Source organism: Cohnella sp. (genome assembly GCF_041641335.1).
Taxonomy (GTDB): domain Bacteria; phylum Bacillota; class Bacilli; order Paenibacillales; family Paenibacillaceae; genus Cohnella.
Genome location: NZ_JBEPYQ010000010.1, coordinates 64,950 through 90,098 on the forward strand (window position 1 = coordinate 64,950; position 25,149 = coordinate 90,098).

A 25,149-nucleotide genomic window follows, 5' to 3' on the forward strand; every position below is an offset into this window, starting at 1 on the left:
AGTCCGGGCAACGACGCAATCTTAGTTTCTCTCGATTCGTTTCGTCCGTGCTTCCATTTGCTCAACCTCGCTCAAAATGGATCGGCGCTGCGGATTCGCCCCGGAGCGACGCCGTAAGCGTCCTTGAACAGGGGGTAGAAATGGCACAAGTTCTCGTAGGCGACGCGGAATCATCATATCGTCCATGATTATCATGAGATCGTCAATGGCCTCGGGCGGCGATATTCCGTACGATAAGCGCATGAGAAAACGAGGTGAGCTTATGAGCATACAATTTTATTCGGATCAACGGCTGTTCTCGATTGCCACGGCAAGCAGCTCTTACGTGTTCGGCCTGAACGACAAAGGCACGATCCAGCATCTGTACTGGGGAGACCCGGTCGCGGCGGCCGATTGCGCTCCGCTGCTCGGCTCCGGTTCCCACAGCTCGTTCGACGCCGCTCTGGATCGCGAGGTCGAGGAGTACGCCGGCTGGGGCGGGCTATCGTATATGGAGCCTTCGCTTAAAGTGCGATGGCACGACGGCGTGCGCGACTTGCGCCTAGTCTACGACTACTATCGCATCGATGCGGAGGCGAACGGCAAAGAAACGCTGACGATCGTGCTGAAGGACGAATCGTATCCGCTCGAAGCGCGTCTGACTTATTCCGTTCTGCCCGGCCTCGACCTGATCGAGCGCTCGGTCGTCCTCGTCAATACCGGCGACCGCGACATCGTGCTGGAGAGCGCGCAGTCGGCCGCCTGGTCGCTGCCCGAGCTTCCCGCTTACCGGCTGACGCATGTGACGGGCAAATGGTCCGGAGAGTTTCAACTGCGGAACACGATTCTCTCGGAAGGCAAGAAGGTGTTGGAATCGCGGAGAGGGTTTACCGACGGACATGCCAATCCGTGGTTCGCGATCGACGACGGAAGCGCGAGCGAAGCGGCCGGCAAAGTCTGGTTCGGCGCGCTCGGCTGGAGCGGCAACTGGAAGATCGCCGCGGAGAAGACGGCATTTAATCGCGTGCGGGTAACGGGCGGCATCAACGATTTCGACAGCGAGTGGACGCTGGCCGCCGGCGAGAGCTTCGAGACGCCGACTTTCGTCGGCGGGTATTCCTCGGCGGGCTTCGGCTCGATGAGCCGCCAGCTGCATCGGTATCAGTACGATTACGTATCGCCTTCCGGGGAATGGCGCAAGGTGCTGTACAATTCGTGGGAGGCGACCTACTTCGACGTCAACGTCAAGGACCAGACGGCTTTGGCGGAGCGCGCGGCGAAGCTTGGCGTGGAGCTGTTCGTCATCGACGACGGCTGGTTCGGCCAGCGCAATCACGACCGCGCGGGTCTGGGCGACTGGCACGTCAATCCGGACAAGTTCCCAAGCGGGCTTGGCGAGCTGATCGGCAAGGTGCGCGAGCTGGGCATGGACTTCGGCATCTGGGTCGAGCCGGAGGCCGTCAACCCCGACAGCGACTTGTACCGCAGCCACCCGGACTGGGTGTACCACTTCCCGACGCGTTCGCGGACCGAGCTGCGCAACCAACTGGTGCTCAACATCTCGAAGCCCGAGGTGAAGCGTTACATCGTCGGTTTTATGTCCAAGCTGCTCGGCGGGAATGACATTTCTTTCGTAAAATGGGACATGAACCGGACGATCACCGAGCCGGGCATGCAGGATCATCCGCTCAACCGGCAGAAGGAGCTATGGATTCGCCATGTGCGCAGCCTATACGAAATTTGGGCGGAGCTGCGCGGGAAGTTCCCGAACGTCGCGTTCGAGACATGCGCGGGCGGCGGCTCGCGCATCGACCTAGGCATGCTGCGCTACGCCGACCAGGCGTGGCCGAGCGACAATACCGACGCCTTCGATCGGCTCAGCATTCAGGAAGGCTTCTCCTACGTTTATGCGCCGAAGCTGATGACTTGCTGGGTGACCGAGGCGGTAAGCGGGATGAACAAGCGGGTGACGTCGCTGTCGTATCGGTTCCACAGCGCGATGACGGGCACGCTCGGCATTGGCGCGAACCTGAATGAATGGAGCGAAGAGCAGATTGCGGAAGCAGCCGGCCTGGTGGCGCAGTATAAGGCGGTTCGCCCGCTCGTGCAGGGCGGCCGGCAGTACCGTTTGGATGCGCTGAAGCATAAGGGAGTGGACGCGGTGCAATATGTCGGCGGGAAAAGCGAGGAGAGCGTGTTGTTCGCCTTCCTGTACTCGCAGAAGCTCGGCGACCGACTGCCGCGGCTGTGTCTGCAAGGGCTGAAGCCCGACGCCGTCTACGAGATCGAAGGCGTCGCTGGCGGGCACAGCGGCCGGGCGCTCATGCGGATCGGCGTGGAGCTGCCGCTGCGCGGCGACTTCGACAGCTTGATGTACCCTATTCGGGAACGGCGGTAACGTCCGTTCCGGCAGGGGGGAGTTAATCCTGATGCGCGCTTCGGTACGCGGAGGGGGACTTCCCCATTATCTTTTTAAATAGGCGAGAGAAGTAGTAGGGGTCCTGGAAGCCGGTCCGCAGGCTGACCGCCTTTACGCTCTGATCGGTCAGGGCGAGGTACTGGCTGGCCGACTGGATTTTTAATCGCAAATAATAATCGATCGGCGAATAGCCGGTTCTCTTTTTGAACAATTGGGTGAAATGAGGGATCGACAGCGCCGCCTGCGCCGCGAGTTCGGCCAGCGAGACGTTGTCCTCCAGATGCTCCGTCATATACCTCAGCGCCTGCTCGATGTTGGGCTGTCTGCGCGGATTCGGCGTCTCCTGCCTTCCGGCGTAAGCCAGACGGATAATGGCGGCCAGATGGCCGGCGAGCTGCGAGGCGTAAATGACGTGCTCCAGCGAATGGCCCTGGCTCAGAAACTCGTAGCATTCGTTGAACAAGCCGATGATCGCGGCCGAGCGCTCCACCGGAACAGGGAAGGGCTCGGCGCTGCGTTCCAGGCCGAAGAAGGAGGAGGCGAGCTCCCCCTTCATATGAAACCAGTAGATCGTCCAGGGAGACTCTTCCGAGGAGCCGTACTCGTGGGGAGCGCCTGCAGGGATGACCGTAAGCTCTCCCTTGCGGACCTCGTGCCGTCGCTCGCCGTCCAGTCTGACCCATCCGGAACCTTCCGTGCAATACATGATCACGTAGGCTTCGATGCCTTCCGTCCTTCTCCAGTAATGGTTGCGCGCTTTCGGGAACCAGCCGATGTCCGTAATGTGCAGCGGCCGAACGAGCGGATGGGAGGCGTATTCGTCCATCATAGGGACGGGCAGCACAAGCAATCTCTCTTGATCCCCGGTTCGTCTATCCATCGCTTCGTCTTTCCTCCAATCCTTTTTTCGGACTTGTCCGCGGATCGTTCATTTCCTCATATCGTCCATCATTGCACACGGATTGTCAATGGTGAGCGCGGGCGGAATCTTGCCCGGTTTCGGTAAAAAAACTAACACTGCTTAATTGGCATACAGCCTTCGACAGGGCCTAGTCTGGAGTGCCGATGCGCGTTTTTTTAGAACAACGCCTCTCGTTTGAGCACCATGGGGGAGACGTTACACGACTTTTTAGAACAACTCGCTTTGCGAAGAATTTCAATGTTCTTGAGGTATTTTATCATAACTGCCCAATCGTTCGAGCATCGTTCAGTCGAAAGGAGGGGGATACTGGAGAATTAGCGAATATGTCCTCATAGCGACTTTCGTGAAGAATGGGAGAGAAACGTGATGTGGGCGCAATTGGCTGAATTCATTATTGCAAGAGCTTCGATCCCGGAGTGCTGCACACTTTGCAGGAATTAACTATTTACGAAGCGGATAAGCTGGATCGGCAAATGGAAAAGCTCGGCGAGGCCAAAGATAGCGGAGAATGGTTCATCTATATTCAGAGGTTATACGCCCCGGTATGGGTCTGGAGGAATCTCGGATATGCGGGTCGCTTCCCCCTTGCTTTCCATAGCAAGGGACTGCCCTATAAGTAAGGGCGTACAAGATTATCGATGAAAAAAGAAGGGCATCTATCTCCTGGAGACTGCCTCATACGGTCCTGAAATCACCTATTCACGGGTTTACCGTTCCCATTTCAGGATCGTATAGCATCGGAGGGAGATAGATGCCCATGAACATTCATCCATCGATAAACGTTCGGTACGCCTCTGTATACTTACAGAGCAGTCCCTTCCGCTTAAAATCCGATCTTGAGGCTGTCTCCTCCGACGTATACGCCTTCCGATCGGGTGATCGGGAGCTTCTGTTCCGCCGAGAAACCGATCGTCTCCCCGTCGCGAAGCGTGACGTCCTGTACGACGATATAATCCGAAATGTCGATGAGGAAGTCGCGCAGCTCGGCGGGACTCGCTTGGCTGTCCAGCACTTCAATCTCATCCTTGCCGAAAGCGTTCAGTCCGCAGGTGTATCCGCTGATGCCGGACTCCCCCGCCACGAGTCCGAAGTGCACCAGGTTCAACAGGGGAAAGTCGTCGTCTCTCAGCGCCGTTACGGCCATCTCGACGAACAGCTCGGGCTGAAAGATGGTGCCGGACGTGTAGATGCCGACCGCATTGGGCAGCTTTAAGCAGCTCGTCGCCAGCTTGGCGTACATTTTGCCGCTGTCAAGCGGAGAGCCGGACCGGTCGAAGACGGCCAGAATGATCTGGGCCACGTGCGTCTTGGCGACCTCCTCCGCTTCCCGCCACATATAGATGAACTGGGCGTTTCGCTCGGCTTCCCCGTCCGGAACCGGGGCGTCGACGAAGCTGACCGCCAGCATGCAGCCTCCCGCTTCGAACACGAGCGTGCCTTCCGTTTCTTCCTCATTCTCTTCCGGCGAACCGGAAATGTTCCAATCGTTCAACAGATTAGACTTGATCAACTCCAGATCGCACTCGCGGCTGTTCAGCAGAACGAATCCGTTGAACACGCCGGATGAACGCGAGTCGTTCTCCTCCGCTTGCGAGGACGAAAGCTCCGCCGCCTGCTTCATCCAATATTCGCGGATCGCCTCGACCATTGCGACAGCGTCCCGTTCCGCCGTGGCCGGATCGTAAGGCTGCATCTCGCTGAACACGTGTCCGCAATGCTCGGTATCCGCCGGATGCTCATAACCTCCGCAGACGCCTAGGAGCCATTTGCCGAACAGGCTCTCTTTGTACTTAAACATATAATAGCGCATGTCGTGCAGATCGAACTGGCCGGCCATCTCGATTTTGCTGGGCTTCTGTCCGAGCTCGCGTTCGTCGGATAGCCAGGCAATCATCGACTCCATAGCCGCTTGCCGCTGAACCGTCATTTTTTCCTCTCCTCGACCATGAGAAATCAAAGCCTGTAAAGGGATATTCTACCAATCGATCGGCAGGAAATCAATGAATCGAAGGAACCATCCGCCAGGCAGGACGAACGTTTCGGCTACACCAGCTTATGCTTATACCACTTGTCCCCCTTGAACCGCAAGCCGAAGATGACGCCGCGCACGCCCCATTCGGCGACCATGGCGATCCAGATGCCGAGAATCCCCATGCCGAAGGTAATGCCCAAAATATAGCCCAGGATGATCCGGAACAGCCACATCGTCAGCAGCGAGGAGAACGACGTAAACTTCGAATCCCCGGCCGCGCGCAGGGCGGAAGGCAGCACGAAGCTCAGCGCCCACATGAGCGGCTGCGCGATCGAGATCAGCAACACCAGATGGAAGATCGAGGGCACGATTTCATCCGGCGCGGCGTACAAATTCATCAGCAACGGGAACAAAGGCAAAATGATGCCGGTGAGCAGCAGAAAGAGAACGACGGAGAAGCCCAGGAACGACTTGATGAACTTCCGGGCGTCCTCGATGTCCCTGCTCCCGATGCACTGCCCGACGACGGTGACGATCGCGACGCTGAGCGTGCTGCCGCCGATCTGCAGGAGCATGGAGATCGAGCCCGCGATGGCGTTGGCGGTCAGCGCCAGCGTGCCGAGCTGGACGATGAACGTCTGCGTCAGCAGCTTGCCGCCGTTGAAGAACATCTGCTCGGCCGCGAACGGCAGCCCGATGAATAGTATTTTTTTCAGAATGCCGACATCCAGCTTGAACAGCCGCTTCATCGTAAAATGCAAAGTGTGATTGTATTTGAGCAGGTAGACGAACGAAGCGGCCGCGCCGATCGCCCGGGCCGCGATTAAAGAGACGGAGAGGCCGACGACGCCCATGTCGAAGCCTTTGATCAGCACGAAGTTCAGCAGAAAATAAGCGAGGTTCATGATCACCGAGATGACCAGACTCGCTTTTGTCTCTCCGACTCCTCGGAGCACGCCTCCCACGGCTTGCTGCACGGCCAGAAACGGAAACGAAATACAGCTTCCCACCAAGAAGATCGTCGCCTTATGGAACACGTCCTCGTCCACGCCGCCGAACAGCAGGCCCAGCGTCTGCTTGTGAAAGAGGATGACGGCGACGCTGATCAGCAAGGCGAAGGCCGTGACCGCGGAGATCGCTTGGGCTGCCGCGCGGCACACCATGTCGCGGTTGCCGCTGCCCTTGTATTGCGCGACGATGACCGTTCCCCCGGTCGCCACGGCGATAAATACGCTAATGATGAAAATGTTGAGCGTATCCACCGTGCTGACGGCGCTGATCGCGGCGACGCCCGAGGAACTGATCATCGCTGTATTCAAGATGGCCATCAGAACGATGAACGAAGTATCGACGAAGATCGGCAGAGTAATGCCGAACACTTGCTTGTAATCCATCGACTTGCCGGTAAAATGCTTGTTCAGCCAGAAGTCGGCTCGTCCTCTCAGGGCCGATGCGGTGCGCTTCAATGTGCCATCACTGCTTTTCTTGTTATGACTTGTATGAATACCTGTATTCTACTCCAATGCTCGGGATCTGTAAAAAATATGGCGCGGCGAAGGCGGCCGACCCGGTATCCGAACGCTGTCGAAATGTTGCGCTCCTATTGCCGCACCATACTATGGGACGGCGGTTTGCCTTATACTAAAGAGGAAAGCGAGGCGATAGAATGGAGCGGCAATTGTTCGATCGCGTGTACGAAGCCGTAGTGAATCGCGAGACGACCTATGAAGGAATTTATTATACTGCGGTCAGGTCGACGAAGATCGTATGCCGTCCGACTTGCCGGGCCAAAACCCCGCTCGCCGTCAACGTGACGTTTTATCCCTCTCTCGAGGCGGCCGTTCGCGCCGGTTATCGGCCGTGCAAGCGGTGCAAGCCCGAGGAGAACGGGCCGCTTCGGCCGGATGCGGTGCTGGCGGAGCAGACGGATGCGATCATCGGGCAGCGCTACCGCGAGAAGCTGACTTTGCAAGTATTGGCCGACTCGCTGGCGATCAGCCCTTATCATCTGCAGCGGGTGTACAAGCAGGTGAGAGGCTACTCTCCCCAAGAGAAGACGGAGCGCGTAAGGCTGGAGCAGGCGAAGAAGCTGCTGCGGGACTCCTCGGCCTCCGTCGCGGACATCGGCGAATCGGTCGGGTACGCCAGTCCCCCGCATTTCACGGCGTGGTTTTGCAAGAGAACGGGCGTCTTGCCAACGGAATACCGCAGCGGACATAGAGGAGGAAACAACGATGGGTGAAAATAAAAGATACAGACAGACGATCGTCGGCTTTAACCGGCCCTGGACGCTTGTTGCGACCGAGCGGGGCGTCAGCGAGCTGATCTATCCTCCGGAGGTCGCGGCCCAGGCCGGATTCACGGAAGATTACGCGCAGCTTGCCGAAGCGCCCGGCCTGTTCGAGCAATTCGGCATTGTCGAACGGCTGGAGCGGTATTTCGCGGGGGAGCCCGTCAGCTTCGAAGGCATCCCGCTCGACGTGCGGGGGACGCTATTCCAGACAAGCGTATGGACGGGCTTAAGCCAAATTCCATACGGCAAGACGCTGACCTACAAGCAGTTCTCCGATGCGCTCGGCAAGTCCTCGGCGGCGGTGCGGGCGGTCGGCACGGCGATCGGGCGCAACCCCCTGCCGGTCGTGCTTCCGTGCCACCGGGTTGTCGGCTCGAACGGCACGCTGACGGGCTTCAGGGGCGGATTGCAGATGAAGCGCGATATTTTGGCTCTGGAGGGCGTGACCTCGATGTCGGCGGCCGGACACGACCGCTTCCGTTTCTAGCGGATCGCGCCGCCTCTCTTCCTGATTATGGTATAATGTACTCCATACTAGATTGACGAACGGAGCCATGGAGCTCGCGGGTGGGGAGCGTCGACAGATTCGGGAGACGTGCGTTACGCCGATTCTGATTCTGAGCGCCAGGGGCAGCGACACGGATAAGGTGCTCGGGCTCGGCTTCGGGGCGGACGATGAGACCTTCGAAGTCGCCTTCCCGATCGTCGGCCAAGCGGCGCAGATCGGGAACGCCATTTTCACGCTGCCGGCCTCCCTCGTTCTTCCGGATCGTCCCTCCGCGCCCCTCCTTTTTCCGATCATGCTCGTTTTTGCGTGCGTGCTCCTTGTCATCGCTTTGCTCCTGCACCTCTGACGCAGAGGCTGTCCCGCAAATCATCTTTTAGATGACCTCGGACAGTCTCTTTTTCTTTGCGGACCAGGGAAGCAGGACGCCTGCACTCGCCCGCGCCAGGTCCCGCGATTTTAGAAATATTTCAGATGCGGTCTGTATAGTAAAAAAGATAGAGAGCATGAGGGAGCTCGTTTATCTTGGCAACGATAATGAAGCGAATGTCGCAACAGTATATCGTGATAGCGGTCGTTCTGTTTGCGCTCGCGCTTGCGGGGGCGCGCTTGGCGTGGATCTCGCATTTCCATCAGGCGGATCAGCCGCGCGCGGCGGACGGGCTGCTCGATCTGCGAGGCTGGAGCTGGGAGAAAGGGACGATCGCTCTCGACGGGGAGTGGGAGTTTTATCCCGGAGCGTTGCTGGCGGGCGGAGAGAGCTCGCGGCCGGGAGGCTCGATTCTATCGGTGCCGGGGGGCTGGAACGCTTATGTGCGCGGAGACGGAGACGAGGATGGGGACCGGGGCGTCCGGTCCTTCGGATACGGCTCTTATCGGCTTGTCATCCAGGTCGACCCGGGGACGGACGCGAACTTCGCGGTTCGCATTCCCAGCGTGCGCAGCTCGTCGTCGCTGTACGCCAACGGCCGGTTGCTGGCCAGGTCCGGAGTTCCGTCGGATAGCGAAGACACGTATGAAGCGTGGAATCTGCCTTATGGCACTTCGTTCGCCGCCGATCGCTCCGGGCGGATCGAGCTGATCATCCGGGCGGCTAATTACAAGGACATTCGCGAAGGCGGGATCGTCCGCTCCGTCAAGTTCGGGACGGAGGAAGCGATCGCGCGCGAGACTCATCTGTCCGTCTCTATGCAGCAGTTGGCCGTCGTCGTGTTTTTGCTTCATTCCGGATACGCCCTTATCTTGTATTTGATCGGAACCCGCGAGAGAAAGCTGCTTTACTTTTCCTTGCTCACCTTCAGCGCGACGGTCATGGATTCGCTTGGCAGCAACGAGAAGGTGCTGCATCAATATTGGCAGATGGATTACGATTGGAGCTTCAAGCTTGTCCATCTGGCCATGGCCGGCACCGCGTATTCGTTGCTTCAGTGCGTGTCGAACCAGTTGCCGGGGGTGTGGCACAAGATCTCCCCCTGGTTTTCCCGGCTGTGCGGGGCCGCCGCCTTGCTGGCGCTTGTACTGCCCGCGCGTCACCTATTGACGATACAGGCCTTGTACGGAGGCGTGGCCGCGATCTCCGTATTCGTCGCGATCTTCTCCATGATCCGCACGTCCGCGAAGGATGTCAAAGAGAACGCCCCGCTGCTGCTTGCCCTGATCGCGTTCGCAAGCAACTTCGCCTGGTGGGGCGTCCAGATGGTGCTGGGCATCAGCGTCATGTATTATCCGTTCGATCTGATCGTCGCCACCGCTTGTTACGCATCCATATGGTTCAGCCGCTATTTCCAAGCCCATGCGGAAACGAAAAGCCTGGCCGCCAAGCTGCAGAGAACGGACAAGCAGAAGGACAGCTTCCTCGCCAATACGTCCCATGAGCTTCGCAATCCGCTGCACGGCATATTGAATATTTCGCAAGGCGTGTTGGATCGGGAGAGGCATTCGCTCCAGGCCAGAAGCGTCAAGGATCTGGAAGTCGTTCTGTCCGTAGGGCGAAGGATGTCGCTAATTCTGAACGATTTGCTGTACGCGATGACCTTGAAGGAGAACGCGCCGCGTCTTCACTACGGCAGCTTCTCCATCCATTCCGTCGCGACGGGCGTGCTGGATATGCTGCAATCGATGAGAGAAGGCACGCCGGTTAAGCTCGTGAACGGCATTCCGGATCATTTTCCCCGGGTGCGCGCGGACGAGAACAGAGTCGTTCAGATCGTCTTTAACCTGCTTCACAACGCGGTGAAGTTTACGAGCGAAGGCGAAGTGGCCATTCGGGCGCGGGCCGAGGGCGGGATGGCGTTCGTGTCGGTTACGGACACGGGAATCGGCATGGACGAGGAGACGATGAAGCGCATCTTCGATTCGTACGAGCAGGCCGGAGCCGAGCAGACGATGGTCGAGGGAGGATTCGGTCTCGGGCTCAGCATCTGCAAGCAGCTGCTGGAGCTGCACGGGCAGTCGCTGCAGGTCAGCTCGACACCGGGCAAGGGCACGGAGTTCGTGTTCACGCTGCCGCTGGCCGATTCGGTCGATGCCGGGACAGAGAAGGAAGCGGCTTCCGCCGCGGCGATCGCCATGGCGGAAGCCGCCGCGTCCTTGTACGGCGATTCCAGGGACGAACCGACGAGGCCGGAGGAACGGCCGTCTTCCGCGGACCGGCCCAGAATATTGCTGATCGACGACGATCCGGTCAACCTGAAGGTGCTCGAATCGATTCTTTCCTACGAGAGCTACGAGATGACGTCGGTCACGAGCGCCAATCAAGCGCTCGAAGTGCTGGACGAGAAGGAATGGGACCTGGTCGTGTCGGACGTCATGCTGCCTAGAATGTCCGGCTACGAGCTCGCGCGCGCGATCCGCGCCCGGTATTCGATCTCGGAGCTGCCGATCCTGCTTCTTACCGCCAGAAGCCAGCCCGAGGATATCTCCTACGGCTTCCAGGCGGGAGCCAACGAATACGTGACGAAGCCGGTAGAGGCGCTGGAGCTGCGTTCCCGGGTGAAGGCGCTGACCGATGTGAAGAAGTCCGTCCGCGAACGGCTGCGGATGGAATCGGCGTGGCTGCAAGCGCAGATCCAGCCTCATTTCCTGTTTAACACGCTGACGGCGATTCGGGCTCTGAGCGAGATCGATCTCGACCGGATGCGCAACATGCTCGAAGCGTTCGGCAACCATCTTCGCGACAAATTCAAGCTTCAGAATATCGACGGACCCGTGCCGATCGAAGAGGAGCTCAGCATCGTCCGGTCCTACCTGCATATCGAGCAGGAACGGTACGAGGAGCGTCTGGCCGTGTCATGGGAGATCGACGAATGCAAGGATTTGCGAATTCCGCTGCTGACCATTCAACCGCTGGTCGAGAACGCCATTCGCCACGGCGTCATGAAGCGTTCCGACGGAGGGAAGATCGCGATCCGGGTGTCCGACTTCGCGACTTACGCGGAAATCGCGGTCGAGGACGACGGGGTCGGGATGGACGAGAATCCGCTCGTGCGCCAACGGGAGGACGACCCGTACATGGAGGCGGGCGTCGGCCTCATCAACACGGATCGCAGACTTAAGCGCATGTACGGCAAAGGCCTGCGGATCAAGAGTCTGCCGGGCCGGGGAACCTCGATCTCTTTTATCGTCGACAAGAACGTTTCCGCAGAACCGCTCGCCGATTCGCAAGAGTAGCGCTATGGTGCTGCTCTCGCCGGACGATGCCCGTTTTTCTCGCGATCCCTCCCGATTGTTCCTTCGTTCTTTCCTTGTTCCCCTTTCGGAAAACGTCTACAATGGCGGTGAAGGAAATACGTACGGGAAGTGATGCCGCTTGAAGTCGCAACGCGTGCTCGTCGAATACTTGCAAGGAAAATGGCCGTATTACCTTCTCGCGATCGCGTTCATGGCTGCCGGCAACGTCATTCAATCGTTCTATCCGCGCATCATCGGCAGCTTCGCGGATCAACTGAAGCAGGATCAGCTGACGGAAGCGCATATCGTCGACTACGGCTTGCTGCTGCTGGGAGTGGGCGTCGCCTTCGGCGTCCTGGCCGGTCTGGGACAATATATCGTGATGAGACTCGGACGGTTGTTCGAGTTTTTTACGCGCGGCCGGCTGTTCGACCATTTCATGACGCTGGGCGAGCATTTCTATTCCAAGAACGGCGTAGGCAAGCTGCTCAGCTACGTCATGAACGACGTGACCGCGGTTCGCGAAGCGATTGCCCGGGGCATCAACCAGTCGACCAACTCCGGCATCCTGATCCTATCGGCGGTGTCGATGATGCTGCTGAGCGACATCCCTCTGCATCTGATCGCGGTCAGCGTGCTTCCGCTGCTTGCCATTCCCTGGATCGTAAGCGTATTCGGACCGGTCATCCGCACCCGGTCGTTGTCCGTGCAGGAGGCGCTCGGGAAAATGACGGAGTCGGCGGAGGAGCAGTTCGGCGGCATTCGGGTGACCAAAAAGTTCGCGGCCGAGCGAATCATGAGCGCACGCTTCGGCGCCGAGGTCGACCGCGTTCACGGCAAGCAGCTTAAGCTGGTGCGCGTCTCCTCGCTGTTTCAGGCGCTTATCCCTTTTCTGGGCACGCTGTCGCTCATTATCGCGATCATGTACGGCGGCTACCTGACGATTCACCAGCGCCTCACGATCGGCAACTTCGTCGCGCTTACCCTTTACATTCGAATGATGGTCAATCCCTTGCAGCAGATCGGAGGCGTCATCAATACGATGCAGCGATCCCGCGCTTCTCTCGACAGAATCAACGAGCTGCTGTCCAGGGCGGGGGAGATTCAAGAGGCGGAACAGGCTCAGGCGCGCGATCTTCGATACGCCGGAATCCGGGTCCGCCATCTGACTTTCTCCTATCCCGATTCGGATCTGGAGGCGCTGCACGATCTGAGTCTGGACATTCCTCCAGGCACAACCGCCGGCATTCTGGGGAAGACGGGCAGCGGCAAGACGACGCTTATGAAGCTGCTGCTGCGGATGTACGATCCGCCGGAGGGGACGATTACGATCGGCGGCGCCGACATCCGGGATTTGACGCTGGAGAGCTTGCGCGGCCAGATCGCTTACGTGCCTCAGGAGGGCTTCCTGTTCAGTACGACGATCCGCGACAACATCGCTTTCTACCGCAGGGACTCGGCGATGAGCCGAATCGAAGAAGCCGCCAGGCAGGCGCAAATCTACGGCAACATCGTCGAGTTTCCCGAGCGGTTCGAGACGAAGCTGGGAGAGCGCGGCGTTACGCTGTCCGGGGGACAGCGCCAGCGCACGAGCCTTGCGCGCGGTTTGATCAAGAACGCGCCGATCATGATTCTGGATGACAGCGTAAGCGCGGTCGACGCGGTGACGGAGCAGAAAATCATCGATACGATCTCGGCCGAGCGCCAGGGGCTGACGACGATCGTGATCGCGCACCGGATCAGCGCGCTGAAGCACGCCGACGAGATCTTCGTGCTGGACGAAGGACGGATCGTGCAGCGGGGCACCCACGACCGGCTCGTAAGCGAGCCGGGGCTGTACGCTTCGCTGCACGCCATTCAGGAGGAGGGAAGCCGGGATGCGGAATAAAGCTCAAGCCGCGGGGAAGAAGACGGCTTTTCGCTCGCTGCTCGCCTACGGCAAACCTCACCGCCGGCAATTCGCGCTCGTCTTCTTCCTGTCGCTGCTCGCGGTCGTGGCCGAATTGCTCCAGCCGTATTTGGTGAAGATCGCCATCGACGACAACATTATGGCCGGGAAGAACGATTTCCGGATGCTGATGATCATCTGCGGAGTGTATTTGCTGCTGTCCGTGCTCGGGTTCGTGTTCAGCTATTTGATGAACAACGTGCTCCAGTTCGCCTCCCAGAGCATTATCGCCCGCATTCGCCAAGACCTGTTCCGGCACATCTCCCGGCTGTCGATGTCGTATTTCGACCGGACGCCGAGCGGGAGCCTGATTACCCACGTCTCCAGCGATACCGAATCGCTTAACCAATTTTTCTCGCAGGTGCTGCTGAGCCTGATGCGCGACGGCATGACGCTGATCTTTATCGTCGCCGTCATGTTCCATCTCGACGTGGAGCTGACGCTGTACTGCCTGATCCTGGTTCCGATCCTGTTCCTGATCGCGATCGGCTTCCGGCGGTACATGAGGAAGACGTACCAGAACGCCCGCACGGCGTTGTCCCGGTTGATTTCCTTCGCGGCCGAAAACTTGGCGGGGATGAGCCTGATCCAGGCGTTCCATCAGGAGAAGGAGCAGAAGAACCGGTTCGCGGACCGCAACCGCGCGTATTTCGGCGCTAACCTCAAGGAAGTGAGCACCAACGTCCTGTTTAACCGCTCCTTCGACATCCTTGGCGGCCTGGCCGTCGCCTTCGTCGCTTGGCTGGGCGGCAACGCGGTGTTTCACGGGAATATCGAGTTCGGCGTCATGTATGCGTTCATTACGTACATCCGCCTGTTTTTTCAGCCGATCAGCGCGATTACCCAGCAGTGGAATACTCTTCAGTCGGCGACCGTATCCGCGCAGCGCATCTGGACCATCTTTTCCGCGAAGCCGGAAGTGAAGGACGCCGACGATCCGGTGAATGTGGATCCCCGATCGGTGCTCGGCCGGATCGAATTCAACCGCGTGCGTTTTTACTATGAGGAAGGGCAGCCGGTCATTCACGATCTCACCGTGCGAATCTCGCCGGGAGAGATGATCGGAGTCGTCGGCGCGACGGGGGCCGGGAAGAGCACGCTGATCGGCTTGCTGTGCCGGTTCTACGACGTCCGCCAAGGGAGCGTGACGATCGACGGGACGGACGTACGCGATATCCCCCAGGAGCAGCTGCACAGGCTGATCGGACTCGTTCAGCAAGAGCCGTACTTGTACTCGGGAAGCATCGTCGACAACGTGCGGATGTTCGACGAATCGATCTCCCGGGAAGAGGTCGTGCGCGCCTGCCGGTTCGTCGGAGCGGACGAACTGATCGGCAGAATGAAGGACGGCTACGATACCCGGCTGTCGGAGCGGGGGAGCGGATTGTCCGCCGGGGAGCGGCAGCTCATCTCGTTCGCGAGAATTATCGTGTTCCAGCCGAAAATCCTCATTCTGGACGAAGCGACCGCCAACCTCGACTCCTATACCGAGCAGCTTGTCCAGAACGCGCTGCGCGTCGTCTCGGAGCATCGCACGACGATCGTCATCGCGCACCGGCTGTCGACGATTGTGCACGCCGACCGGATCATCGTCATGCGCGGCGGGCGCATCGTCGAGGAAGGCACGCATGCTCGGCTGCTGGAGCTGCACGGATATTACGCGGAACTGGTCCGCCACTCCCGCGGCAAGGCGGAGAGCGGGCGGAGGGGGAGAGAGCTCGGGTAGGGCGGAAGATTACAAGGACCGCCGTTCCTCCGAAGATTGCGACGAGAAGCTTGTTCCGAAGAAGCGAAGATAAATGAAGAGCAGCACGCATATAAAGATGAACATGAACACGTAAAATTCCGCCTTATATCCGAATCTGTAAAAGACGGTGCCAGCCACGGGTCCAATCGTCATCCAAATATAGCGGAAGAAGTTATAGACTCCCGTCGAGCTGGCCCGATGATTGGGAAGTTCATTGGCTAGCAGGGTGAGCTGCACCGGCAGCGATAACCCGAGGCTCAGGCCGAACATGGACAGACTGACGTTTAACAGAGGCACGGATATCGATGCGGTCAGCGCAAACAGCAGCACGGACATCATGTTTAACGTGGCTAGCAGCAGCAACAGCTTTTTGGCTTCAAGATGTTCCTGCAACCGTCCGCCAATGATGCTGCCGATAACGATGCAGGCTGATATGGGAAGAAACATCCACCCGATGCGGCTTGGCGTCAGTGCGTATACATCGACAACGATGCTCGGAAGCAGAACAAGCAAAGTATAGAACACGGCATATTGAATGGAGCCCAGTGCGACAATGGCTAGTCCGACTCGATGAGTCAGAACCGCGGTCATCTGCCGAAGTCGGAATTGACCGCTTCGGACATGTGCAGATTTGGTCTCCGGCAGACAGAGGAACAACACCAGCCAGAACGCCAAACTGAATGCAAACAGCAGCCAAAACAAGCGATCGACGCCGTAATGCTGCCCTATGATGCCTCCTGCGACAGGTCCCAGCCCAGGACCCAACGCAACCAGCATCTGATAGATCCCCATCGAGCGTCCGCGTCCGTCCCCTTCAAACAAATCCCCGATAATGGTAATGGCGGCTACCGACCCGACGGCAACTCCCATCGCCTGCAGCGCCCGGAACAAAATCAACTGCTCTACCGTTTCGGACATGGCTGCGCCAATCGTTGCGCATACATAGAACATGAACCCGATTAACAAGATTTTTCTCCTGCCGTACCTATCGATTAACGGACCGTATACGAGCTGCATACAGGCGAAAAAAATCGGATAAATGGAAATCGTTAAATTCACGGCATCTTGAGAGGCTTGAAGCTGTTTGGCTAACTCCGGCAGCAACGGCGAATAGAGGGTTTGCGTGAAGGGGCCAAAAAACGCCGCCATTGAAACTAGGTAAACCAAAAACGTTTTGCGCATTTCTTTCACCTCGGCACATCTGTTTTATTTACAGCGCTAATCATACAAAATATACTTACAAAAGATAAGTTCGCACTTTTTTGTTTAATACTTACCGGAAGGGAAGTATCATTATGGAACCCCGAGTCATTCGATATGAATTTAATGGGAAGCAGTACCAGTGTCCGATCGAGCTGGCAGTCTCTCTCTTCTCCGGCAAATGGAAAACGACGATTATTTGCAAATTGATGGAGGGAAAGAAACGGTACGGAGAGTTGAAGAAGCTAATCGTCGGCATTAATCATAAAATGCTTGCCGAGCAGCTGCGCGAGCTCGAAGATGCGGGTATTATTAGCAGAGAGGTCTATCCCGTCGTCCCTCCCAAGGTTGAATATGCATTAACCGAGCTGGGAGAACAATTAAAGCCGGCTATTCAACTATTGCAGCAATGGGGGAGGCAATTTCAAATCCCTGTTTCCGTCGACAGCGAGTCTCCCGTCTCCGCCCAGTCTTCGGCGGATCGCTAGACCCTCTTCGCTTCAACGGTGGATGATAGCCAAACGGCAGCCTTGCGCATGAACAACATGCGGAGCTGCCGTTTTCTTGTAGATGGATATAGTCAGGTCGTTGCTCGCTCTCCATTTCGTTAGTATTCGCCTAAAAAGTGCGTACTTACTTTTCTAAAGTTAACTGGCTATGATGTGAGTTGTAAACCAACTACCTGCAGATTGGAGAGATTCAAATGAAAATATTGGTTATCGTAGCGCACCCTGATCTGGCCTCGTCACGGATTAACAAGGCTTGGATGCGAGAATTGCAGAGGCACGGTCGTGTAACCGTACACGACTTATATCAAGCGTATCCGTCCGGAAACATCGATGCCGCTCATGAACAATCGCTGCTGGAGCAGCATGATCGCATCGTTTTCCAATTTCCCTTGTACTGGTACAGTACTCCGCCTCTGCTGAAAGAATGGTTTGACACCGTGCTTCAAGCAGGCTTTGCATACGGACCCGGCGGCGATAAGCTGCAAGGGAAAGAGATTGGCGCTGCCGTATCGACCTACGGTACGGCGGCGTCCTATAGTCCGGCTGGAGCCAACCGCTTCACGATTGACGAGCTTCTAAGGCCGTTAGAGGCGCTTGCCCGTTATATTAACGCAGACTATTTGCCTCCTTTTTCGCTTCACGACGTGTCCAATGTAACCGAGAGTCAATTGGAACAGAGCCAAACAAACTATCTCCGGTATGTGGACGCTCCGCATATTTACGCGAACTAATCGCAATAGACGAGGCGGCGGCGTGCGCGAAGCGCACGACCGTCGCCTTCGCGCGCCGCCGGGAAAAGAGGGAAATGGCCGGAGGTTGTCGAAAACAGAATACCTTATCCGGCATTTCATGAAGAAACGGAGCGGTCCACTTGCGCAAAACAGTGATCCTCGTGCTCGGACTCGCAGGAGTCGCCCTCTTCTATTTTACGTTCGTATCGGCGGGCAAAGTGTTCCGTTCGGATTGGCAGCTGCCGCAATCCCCGGGGGAGAAGCAGGCCCGGTACCGTCTTGTCCTGATTACGCAGGAGCTGGAGACGCCGTTCTGGGGCAAGGTCGGAGCTGGGGCGCTGGAGGAGGCCGAACGGGTCGGGGCCAGCATCGAGGTGTGGGGCAGCTACGGCAAAAACCGGGAGGATTTCCTGAAGAAAATCGAGATCGCCATCGACTCCAAGGTGGACGGCATCATCGTGCAGGGGCTGGATACGGAGGAGTTCAAGCAGCTGACGAAGGTCAAGGCCGCGTTCTACGGCATTCCGATCGTCACCGTGGCCAACGACGTGCCGATGGCGGACAGTCTTAGGCGGACTTATGTCGGCTCCAATCAATATTTGGCCGGACAGCTGATCGCCAGGCAATTGCTGAGCGACATGGGATCGACGGGCAAAGTCGTCCTGCTCGGAGACAGTCGCGGGGAATATTACCAGCAGCAGCGGATTAACGGCATATACGACGTGCTGAAGGAGTATCCGAACGTTCGGACGGAATACGCGGAGACGACGGATGCAAGGGAGCAGGTCATCTCGGCGACGCAGGATTTGATGAACCGGCTGCCGGACGTGCAGGCGTTCGTCGCCGTCAACGCCAATACGGCGGAGGCGATGATCCAGGAGATCGGCAGGCGTACCCGGGTCGAGCCGTACCATATCTACTCGTTCGACGACAGTCACGATTCGATGTCGCTGCTTAAGCAAGGCAAGCTCGACGGCGTGATCGAGCAATCTCCCGAGACGATGGGAAGGATCAGCGTGAACTTGATGACCGAATGGCTGAGCGGAGAGACGGTTCCCCTCGACTCCAACGGATACTTCACCGAAATTCGCATGCTGAAAGCGGCCGACGCGCGATGAACGGCATCCAGAAGAAAATATGGACGCTGGCTGCGGTCGTTCTTTTCATCATGGCGGCAATCTGGATTGCCCTCACCTACTACAATCAGAAAACCCAAGACCAGTACAACGATATTTTGCAGCGCTATTTGCGCATGAACGAAGTGACGACCGCGAGTCAGCAGACGGTCACTTCCCTGAACAACTATTTGCTCTTGCCGTCCCGGGACAATCTGTCGCAGCTGGAGCAGAGCAAGGAGAAGCTTCGCAAGGCAAGAATCGACGTCATCGAACTGCGCAACCCGGGCAACGAGTTCGCGCTGACCAACTATATGAACCTGATCGACAGCCTCGTCGAGACGACGGAACGCTCGCTGACCTTCCAGTCCGAGAAGGAGACCGAGGCTTCCGGCAATGCTTTCTCCGAAGCGGACCGCATCTCCAAATACATCTCCGAGATGTCGCTTACGCTGCTCGACGCGGAGCTGAAGACGTACGACCGGTTTTACCGCGGCATCATCGAACAGTCGGCGGAGCTGAAGAAGCTCGGGATCTGGCTGCTGCTGCTGATCACGTTCCTGCTCCTGCTGTTTACTTACGCCTTCTCGCTCAGCATTACGAGACCGGTGCTGAAGCTGACGCAGGCGGCCAAGGAGCTGTCCAGAGGCCGGTTCGACCTGCGGATCGAAGTGGAGTCCAACGACGAGATTTCGTTCCTCGCCAAGATGTTCGACCGGATGCGCATCAACATCAACAACCTGATTTCGGAAATCCAGCAGAAAGCCCAGCTCGAGCACGAGCTGCAGCAGAGCAAGCTGCTGCTCCAGGAGAGCCAGCTGCGCAGCCTGCAGAGCCAGATCAATCCGCATTTTCTGTTCAACACGTTGAATACGCTTTCCAAGAAGGCTTATCTGGAAGGCTCGGAGGAGACAAGCGATCTGCTGGCGAGCGTCGCGGCGCTGCTGCGCTACAATCTGAAACGGCTCGACCGCTCCGTCACGCTCTACGACGAAGTTCGGGTGCTGCGCCAGTATATCGAAATTCAGAAAGCCCGGTTTACGGAGCGCTTACGGTTCCACACGGACATCGACGAAAGCTGCCTGTACGTGCAGCTTCCCGGCCTTACGCTTCAGCCGATCGTCGAGAACGCCGTCATCTACGCGATCGAACCGGAGGAGGACGGCGGCGAGATCTGGTTTCGCATCGTCGACGGCGCGGATCGGGTGACGGTGGAGATCGAAGACGACGGTCCCGGCATGGCGGAGGAAAGAATCCGGCAAATTCTCGAGGAGCGCCCCGTCGAATCGGAAGGCGGTCATACGACCGGAATCGGCTTGGGCAACGTCGTCAGGAGGCTGAGTTTGTTTTACGGATGCGATGACGTCATCGCCATCGAGAGCGGCCGGGAGCGCGGGACGAAAGTGAGATTAAGCATACCGAAAGCAAGGGAGAGCGGAAAGCAAGATCAAGCTTCTGATCGTGGATGACGAACAGATCGAACGGGACGGCCTGCGGGCCATATTGGGAAGAAGCTTTCCCGATCTGGACATCGCCGAGGCGAAGAACGGGAAGACGGCCGTCAGAATGGCCGAGGAGCTGCAGCCGGACGCGATCCTGATGGACATCAAAATGCCGGGGATGAGCGGACTGGAAGCGGTCGAACGAATTCGCGCGGACTATCCGGACATCAAGTTCGTGATGGTGACGGCTTACGATACGTTCGAATACGCCCGGTCGGCGATCAAGCTGGGCGTCAAAGACTATTTGCTCAAGCCGAGCAAAGCCGCGGAGATCGTAACGACGGTCGGCAAGGTACTGAAGGAGATCGAGGACGAGCGGGCCGCGCGGGAAACGGGCCGGCTGCAACGGGACGCGCTGCGCAAGACGCTGCCGCTCGTCGAGACCGACGTCGTCACGCAGCTGCTGTTCGATCACGTGCACGAAGTTCATCTGGACGAATTGGTCGGGCTGCTCGGTGCGAGGACGACGAACGAGACGTTCTCGATGATCGTCCTGCTGCCGTCCGGTTCGGAAAGCCTGTATCCCGCGGTCAAGGAGAAGCTCAGACAGGTGGGCAGCGGCTGGATGGGAGCGATGTACGGCCGGCAAATTCCGATCGTCGCGTTCCGCGAACCGGGCCGTTCGTTCCGTTCCCAGGCGATCGGTCTCGCCCGCGACCTGCTGTCCGTCGCCAAGCCGGGCGCGGAGGAGGGCTGGTTCGTCGGCATCGGCGGCGTCTGCGAGTCGCTGGACCACATTCGCCAATCGTATCAGGAGGCGCTGATCGCCTCCATGGACCCGAGCCTTCCGGTCAAATACCGTTTCTACGAAGATGTGCCCATGCTCGGAACCTCGCGCGACACGTCTCTCGCGAAGCAGCGCGAGAGACTGTTTTTCGACCGGATCCGTCTCGGCCAATGGGATCAGATCGAAGCGGACGTCGCGGATTTCATTCGCGGCTGCGAGAACGAGGGCGTCGATCTGCTGCAGGCGCAGCAGCGCGTGCTGGAGCTGCTCTGGATCGCCGCGCGGGTCATGCTGGAAATGGGCGTCGAGACGGACACGCCGATCTATTCGTTCCAGGCCCACGATTATCGGCAGCTGCGCGGCGAATCGGGAATGCTGCTGGAGCGGATGAGGCAGGCCCACGCGGAGCACCAGGAACGGGTGGAGCCGGACGCGATACAGCGGATCAAGATGTACATCGCCGAGCATTCGCACGAAGACATTACGCTGGACGCCATCGGGAAGCGGGTCGGTCTGAGCCCGTTCTACATCAGCAAAATGTTCAAGGAGCAGCTCGGCGTCAACTATATCGATTTCCTGACCGAGTGCCGCATCGACAAGGCGAAGAAGCTGATGGCCGATCCGGACAAGAGCCTGAAGGAAATCACTTACGAGGTCGGGTATCACGATCCGAACTACTTCAGCAAGGTGTTCAAAAAAATGTGCGACGTATCGCCGACGGAATACCGCAGGACGCTTCCGGCGCGAAGAGGATAAGGAGATGATGTCGGTGAGGCGGGCATACGGAGCGCTATTGGCGCTGATGCTGGCGTTGGCTTGCATCGTTGCGGCTTGCGAAGGAACGGGGAACGGAGGAGCGGGAGATGCCGCGCAGCCGTCGTCTTCGTCCTCGGCCGTCGCGGATTCGGGAGGCGGTCTTGCCCCCGAACAATCGGGAGACGGCCGCAAAATCCAAATCGGTTTTTCCATGGACTCGCTGAACGAGGAGCGCTGGCAGAAGGACCGGGATCTATTCAAGCAGGCGGCGGAGGCGCTCGGCGCGGAGGTAAGCGTGATGTCCGCCAACGGCGACGACGCGAAGCAGATCGAACAGGCCGAGACGCTGATCGGACAAGGTGTCGACATTCTCGTCGTGATCCCCCACGACGCGGAAGCGATGGCGGCCATCGTCAAGAAGGCCCATTCGTCAGGCATCAAGGTCATGTCCTACGACCGCTTGATCAAGAACGCCGACATCGACCTGTACGTCTCCTTCGACAACGAGAAGGTCGGCGAGCTTCAGGCGCAAGCGATCACGAAGCTTGTCCCGAAGGGCAAGTACGTGTACATTGGGGGAGCGGATACCGACAACAACGCCCATCTGGTCAAGAAAGGCGTGTTCAATGTGCTGCAGCCGCTCATCGATAAGGGCGACATCACCGTCGTCTACGACCAATGGACGAAGGATTGGACACCGGCGAACGCGCTGGCTAATGTGAAGGCGGCGCTGGAAGCCAACGGCAACCGGATCGACGCGGTGATCGCCGCCAACGACGCCACGGCGGGCAGCGTCATCCAGGCGCTGGCCGAGCAGGGGCTGGCCGGCCGCATTCCGGTCGCCGGACAGGATGCGGAGCTCGCGGGCGTGCAGCGGATCGTCGAAGGCACGCAGACGATGACCGTGTATAAGCCGATCCAGGCGCTGGCGGACAAAGCGGCGGAGCTGGCGGTCGGGCTCGCCAAGGGCGAGCGGGCGGTCGCGGACCGGAAAATCAACAACGGCAAAGTCGAGGTGCCGTCCGTACTGCTTCCGCCGATCGCCGTCGACCGGTCTAATATCGACGAGACGATTATCGCCGACGGCTTTCATACCAGAGAGGACGTCTACCGGGCGGGCGAATAGCCTGCCCGAACCGGTTGATCGCCGGGCAACGATCCCCGAATCGCCGCGCGTTCGGTATCCGCCCACGCGTTATGCCCCTTATGGACCGCCATGTTACTCCTTCACCGAACCGATCAGGAGCCCCTTGATAAAATACTTTTGCAAGAAGGGATAGAAAAACACGATCGGTCCGATCGTCAGAATGGCCGTCGCCATCTTGACCGACTCGGCAGGGAGCGTCGTCGCTACCTCGCTCATCGTCCGCTGCATGGACTGGATCATGCTGATCTCCGAATTTAGCTTGAACAGCAGAAATTGCAGCGGGAACAGATCCTTGTTGTCGACAAGCATGATGGCGTTGAACCAGTTGTTCCAGTAGCCGATGCCGTAGAACAGCGTAACGGTGGCCAGCACGGGCAAGCTGAGCGGGAAAAAAATTCTCAGCGCGATGTAGAAATCGTTGGCCCCGTCGATGCGCGCCGCCTCGGTCAGCGTGTCGGGAATCTGCTTCATATAATTCCGTACGAGAAACAGGTTAAACGGATTGAAGATCATCGACGGAATGATCAGCGCCCAGATCGTGTTTCTCAGTCCGAGTCCCGTACTGATCAAATACCACGGAACGATGCCCGTATTGAACACCATCGTGACGAAGAAAAACATCGCCAGATGGTTGCGGTATTTGACGTGCCGGCTGGACAGGGTGTACCCGGCGGCTGCGGTGATGAAGACGGCGAGCAGCGTGCCGGCGACGGTGATCAGAATGGATATCATATAGCTCTGGTACAGCGGCGTGCTGCCGAGCAGCAGCAGCTTGTACGCTCCGAGCGACAGCTTCTCGGGGAAGAGCTGGTAGCCGTTTAATTGAATGGCTTTTTCGTCCGTGAAGGAGACCATCAGGACAAGCAGCATCGGAATCGTGCAAATCAGGGAAAATAAGGCGATAAACATCGTGTTCAACGTGCCGAACAACGTGACTTTTTTCATGCGGCGAGTCCTCCTTCCGTTAAAATAACGCGTGCTCGGGATTGATTTTGCGAACAACCTTATTGCTCGTGTAGACAAGAATGAAGCCGACCACAGCCTGATACAAACCGATGGCCATCGCTTGCGCGGGATTGCCGATGTTGCGCAGGGAACGGAACACGTACGTATCGATGACCTCCGTCGTCGGGTACAGCAGGCCGTTGTCCTTGACGATGGCGTAGATCATGTCGAAGCCTCCGTACATAATTTTCCCGAGCGCCAGCAGAGACAGAATAATGACGGTCGGCAGCAGCAGCGGCAGCGTAATGTAACGAATAAGCTGCATGCGGGTCGCGCCGTCGATTCGCCCCGCTTCGTAATAGCTTTCGTCTATGCCCGCGATCGCGGCGAGATAGATGACGAGCGAGATGCCGATATCCTTCCAGATATGCGTGCCGACCAGAATCGAAGTCCAATATCCCGGCGACGAATACCAGTTGATCGGCTCCATTCCGATCGCTTCGAGTATCCGGTTGACCATGCCGTATTCCGTGGACAGCAGACTGTACAGCACGTAGCTGACGATGACCCACGACAGAAAGTGCGGAAACAAGATCGTGGATTGCGCGATTCTCGAGAACAGGCGGCTTTTCAGCTCGTTGAACAGAATCGCCAGCAAGAGCGCGGCTATCGTGCCAAAAACGATAAACAGAGTATTCAGCTTCAACGTGTTGAACGTAATTTCCCAAGCTCGGGGCGACGCGAAAAAAAAACGGAAGTTGTCGAAGCCGATCCAGGGGGAATTGAACAATCCGGTCTTGTAATTGAACTTCTGGAAGGCGATCAGTAGATAAGGCATTGTCAAATATCCGAATATGACCGTATAGACGGCAGCGGGAAGAGCAAGCAAATAAGCGGCCTTATTCTGAAGGAGTTCTCCCAGAACCCCCCTGCGCTTGCGAATGTCTGACATGGCTGTGCACGTCCTCTCGATAAATATGTGGGCTTAGTGCAAGTGTAGAGGCTGCTGCATTCGGGGGTAAACTACGAAAATGGGAAATTCGCTGTGAATTATGAACAATCG

At 58.0% G+C, this 25,149-nt stretch carries 18 protein-coding genes and 1 pseudogene; 13 read left to right on the forward strand and 6 right to left on the reverse strand.

Features of this window, described 5'->3' with window-relative positions:
• Positions 1-262: 262 nt before the first annotated feature.
• Positions 263-2,377 carry an alpha-galactosidase gene (locus ACESLM_RS05020; RefSeq protein WP_372630282.1) on the forward strand — a complete coding sequence of 705 codons (2,115 nt, stop codon included), beginning with the start codon at positions 263-265 and terminating at the stop codon, positions 2,375-2,377.
• A gap of 22 nt (positions 2,378-2,399) precedes the next feature.
• Here ACESLM_RS05020 and ACESLM_RS05025 read toward each other — a convergent pair whose 3' ends face one another.
• The 3 genes from ACESLM_RS05025 to ACESLM_RS05035 all read right to left on the reverse strand — a co-directional run bounded on the left by ACESLM_RS05025 (position 2,400) and on the right by ACESLM_RS05035 (position 6,758).
• The gene (locus ACESLM_RS05025; RefSeq protein WP_372630283.1) at positions 2,400-3,278 is read right to left on the reverse strand and encodes an AraC family transcriptional regulator; all 879 of its coding nucleotides are present in this window, start codon (positions 3,276-3,278) and stop codon (positions 2,400-2,402) included.
• Between the two features lie 865 nt (positions 3,279-4,143).
• Complete coding sequence (locus ACESLM_RS05030; protein WP_372630284.1) at positions 4,144-5,247, reverse strand: DUF4261 domain-containing protein; 1,104 nt, start codon at positions 5,245-5,247, stop codon at positions 4,144-4,146.
• A gap of 116 nt (positions 5,248-5,363) precedes the next feature.
• Positions 5,364-6,758 carry an MATE family efflux transporter gene (locus tag ACESLM_RS05035; protein WP_372630285.1) on the reverse strand — a complete coding sequence of 465 codons (1,395 nt, stop codon included), beginning with the start codon at positions 6,756-6,758 and terminating at the stop codon, positions 5,364-5,366.
• 200 nt (positions 6,759-6,958) lie between these two features.
• Between ACESLM_RS05035 and ACESLM_RS05040 the strand changes: the two genes are divergently transcribed.
• The 6 genes and pseudogenes from ACESLM_RS05040 (at position 6,959) to ACESLM_RS05065 (ending at position 15,433) form a co-directional block, all read left to right on the forward strand.
• On the forward strand, positions 6,959-7,534 hold the full coding sequence (locus tag ACESLM_RS05040) for a bifunctional transcriptional activator/DNA repair enzyme AdaA (protein ID WP_372630286.1): 576 nt from the start codon (positions 6,959-6,961) through the stop codon (positions 7,532-7,534).
• A complete protein-coding gene (locus tag ACESLM_RS05045; protein ID WP_372630287.1) occupies positions 7,527-8,072 on the forward strand; it encodes a methylated-DNA--[protein]-cysteine S-methyltransferase in 546 nt (181 codons plus the stop codon). The genes ACESLM_RS05040 and ACESLM_RS05045 overlap by 8 nt, the downstream gene beginning before the upstream one ends.
• A gap of 115 nt (positions 8,073-8,187) precedes the next feature.
• Positions 8,188-8,262: pseudogene (locus tag ACESLM_RS05050) on the forward strand (DNA-binding response regulator); the annotation flags it as partial.
• Between the two features lie 353 nt (positions 8,263-8,615).
• Positions 8,616-11,759 carry an ATP-binding protein gene (locus ACESLM_RS05055; protein ID WP_372630288.1) on the forward strand — a complete coding sequence of 1,048 codons (3,144 nt, stop codon included), beginning with the start codon at positions 8,616-8,618 and terminating at the stop codon, positions 11,757-11,759.
• A gap of 139 nt (positions 11,760-11,898) precedes the next feature.
• Positions 11,899-13,647, forward strand: a complete 1,749-nt coding sequence (locus tag ACESLM_RS05060; RefSeq protein WP_372630289.1) for an ABC transporter ATP-binding protein — start codon at positions 11,899-11,901, stop codon at positions 13,645-13,647.
• Entirely contained in the window at positions 13,637-15,433 is a 1,797-nt protein-coding gene (locus tag ACESLM_RS05065) for an ABC transporter ATP-binding protein (protein ID WP_372630290.1), read from the forward strand. The genes ACESLM_RS05060 and ACESLM_RS05065 overlap by 11 nt, the downstream gene beginning before the upstream one ends.
• Before the next feature lie 9 nt (positions 15,434-15,442).
• Here ACESLM_RS05065 and ACESLM_RS05070 read toward each other — a convergent pair whose 3' ends face one another.
• Positions 15,443-16,636: an MFS transporter gene (locus ACESLM_RS05070; RefSeq protein ID WP_372630291.1), complete on the reverse strand. Its 1,194-nt coding sequence runs from the start codon at positions 16,634-16,636 to the stop codon at positions 15,443-15,445.
• Positions 16,637-16,749: 113 nt separating this feature from the next.
• Here ACESLM_RS05070 and ACESLM_RS05075 point away from each other — a divergent pair, with 113 nt between their 5' ends.
• From ACESLM_RS05075 to xylF, 6 genes are all read left to right on the forward strand, one after another.
• On the forward strand, positions 16,750-17,142 hold the full coding sequence (locus ACESLM_RS05075) for a winged helix-turn-helix transcriptional regulator (protein WP_372630292.1): 393 nt from the start codon (positions 16,750-16,752) through the stop codon (positions 17,140-17,142).
• Between the two features lie 215 nt (positions 17,143-17,357).
• Entirely contained in the window at positions 17,358-17,894 is a 537-nt protein-coding gene (locus ACESLM_RS05080; RefSeq protein ID WP_372630293.1) for an NAD(P)H-dependent oxidoreductase, read from the forward strand.
• A 140-nt stretch (positions 17,895-18,034) separates the two neighbouring features.
• Positions 18,035-19,012, forward strand: coding sequence for a sugar ABC transporter substrate-binding protein (locus ACESLM_RS05085; RefSeq protein ID WP_372630294.1), 978 nt, complete (start codon positions 18,035-18,037; stop codon positions 19,010-19,012).
• Positions 19,009-20,478 carry a sensor histidine kinase gene (locus ACESLM_RS05090; RefSeq protein WP_372630295.1) on the forward strand — a complete coding sequence of 490 codons (1,470 nt, stop codon included), beginning with the start codon at positions 19,009-19,011 and terminating at the stop codon, positions 20,476-20,478. Before ACESLM_RS05085 ends, ACESLM_RS05090 begins: the two co-directional genes overlap by 4 nt.
• A complete protein-coding gene (locus ACESLM_RS05095) occupies positions 20,471-21,994 on the forward strand; it encodes a response regulator (RefSeq protein ID WP_372630296.1) in 1,524 nt (507 codons plus the stop codon). The genes ACESLM_RS05090 and ACESLM_RS05095 overlap by 8 nt, the downstream gene beginning before the upstream one ends.
• Positions 21,995-21,998: 4 nt before the next feature.
• The gene (gene xylF, locus ACESLM_RS05100) at positions 21,999-23,120 is read left to right on the forward strand and encodes a D-xylose ABC transporter substrate-binding protein (protein WP_372630297.1); all 1,122 of its coding nucleotides are present in this window, start codon (positions 21,999-22,001) and stop codon (positions 23,118-23,120) included.
• 93 nt (positions 23,121-23,213) lie between these two features.
• Here the strand turns inward: xylF and ACESLM_RS05105 are convergent, their stop codons facing one another.
• Entirely contained in the window at positions 23,214-24,086 is an 873-nt protein-coding gene (locus ACESLM_RS05105) for a carbohydrate ABC transporter permease (protein WP_372630298.1), read from the reverse strand.
• 19 nt (positions 24,087-24,105) lie between these two features.
• On the reverse strand, positions 24,106-25,038 hold the full coding sequence (locus tag ACESLM_RS05110) for an ABC transporter permease (RefSeq protein ID WP_372630299.1): 933 nt from the start codon (positions 25,036-25,038) through the stop codon (positions 24,106-24,108).
• Between the last annotated feature and the right edge of the window lie 111 nt (positions 25,039-25,149).

Coding starts and splice junctions, on each gene's coding strand:
- ACESLM_RS05075 (WP_372630292.1), top strand. CDS start 16,750: ATGGAACCCCGAGTCATTCGATATGAATTTAATGGGAAGCAGTACCAG.
- ACESLM_RS05025 (WP_372630283.1), bottom strand. CDS start 3,278: ATGGATAGACGAACCGGGGATCAAGAGAGATTGCTTGTGCTGCCCGTC.
- ACESLM_RS05030 (WP_372630284.1), bottom strand. CDS start 5,247: ATGACGGTTCAGCGGCAAGCGGCTATGGAGTCGATGATTGCCTGGCTA.
- ACESLM_RS05020 (WP_372630282.1), top strand. CDS start 263: ATGAGCATACAATTTTATTCGGATCAACGGCTGTTCTCGATTGCCACG.
- xylF (WP_372630297.1), top strand. CDS start 21,999: ATGATGTCGGTGAGGCGGGCATACGGAGCGCTATTGGCGCTGATGCTG.
- ACESLM_RS05105 (WP_372630298.1), bottom strand. CDS start 24,086: ATGAAAAAAGTCACGTTGTTCGGCACGTTGAACACGATGTTTATCGCC.
- ACESLM_RS05040 (WP_372630286.1), top strand. CDS start 6,959: ATGGAGCGGCAATTGTTCGATCGCGTGTACGAAGCCGTAGTGAATCGC.
- ACESLM_RS05045 (WP_372630287.1), top strand. CDS start 7,527: ATGGGTGAAAATAAAAGATACAGACAGACGATCGTCGGCTTTAACCGG.
- ACESLM_RS05080 (WP_372630293.1), top strand. CDS start 17,358: ATGAAAATATTGGTTATCGTAGCGCACCCTGATCTGGCCTCGTCACGG.
- ACESLM_RS05090 (WP_372630295.1), top strand. CDS start 19,009: ATGAACGGCATCCAGAAGAAAATATGGACGCTGGCTGCGGTCGTTCTT.
- ACESLM_RS05110 (WP_372630299.1), bottom strand. CDS start 25,038: ATGTCAGACATTCGCAAGCGCAGGGGGGTTCTGGGAGAACTCCTTCAG.
- ACESLM_RS05070 (WP_372630291.1), bottom strand. CDS start 16,636: ATGCGCAAAACGTTTTTGGTTTACCTAGTTTCAATGGCGGCGTTTTTT.
- ACESLM_RS05065 (WP_372630290.1), top strand. CDS start 13,637: ATGCGGAATAAAGCTCAAGCCGCGGGGAAGAAGACGGCTTTTCGCTCG.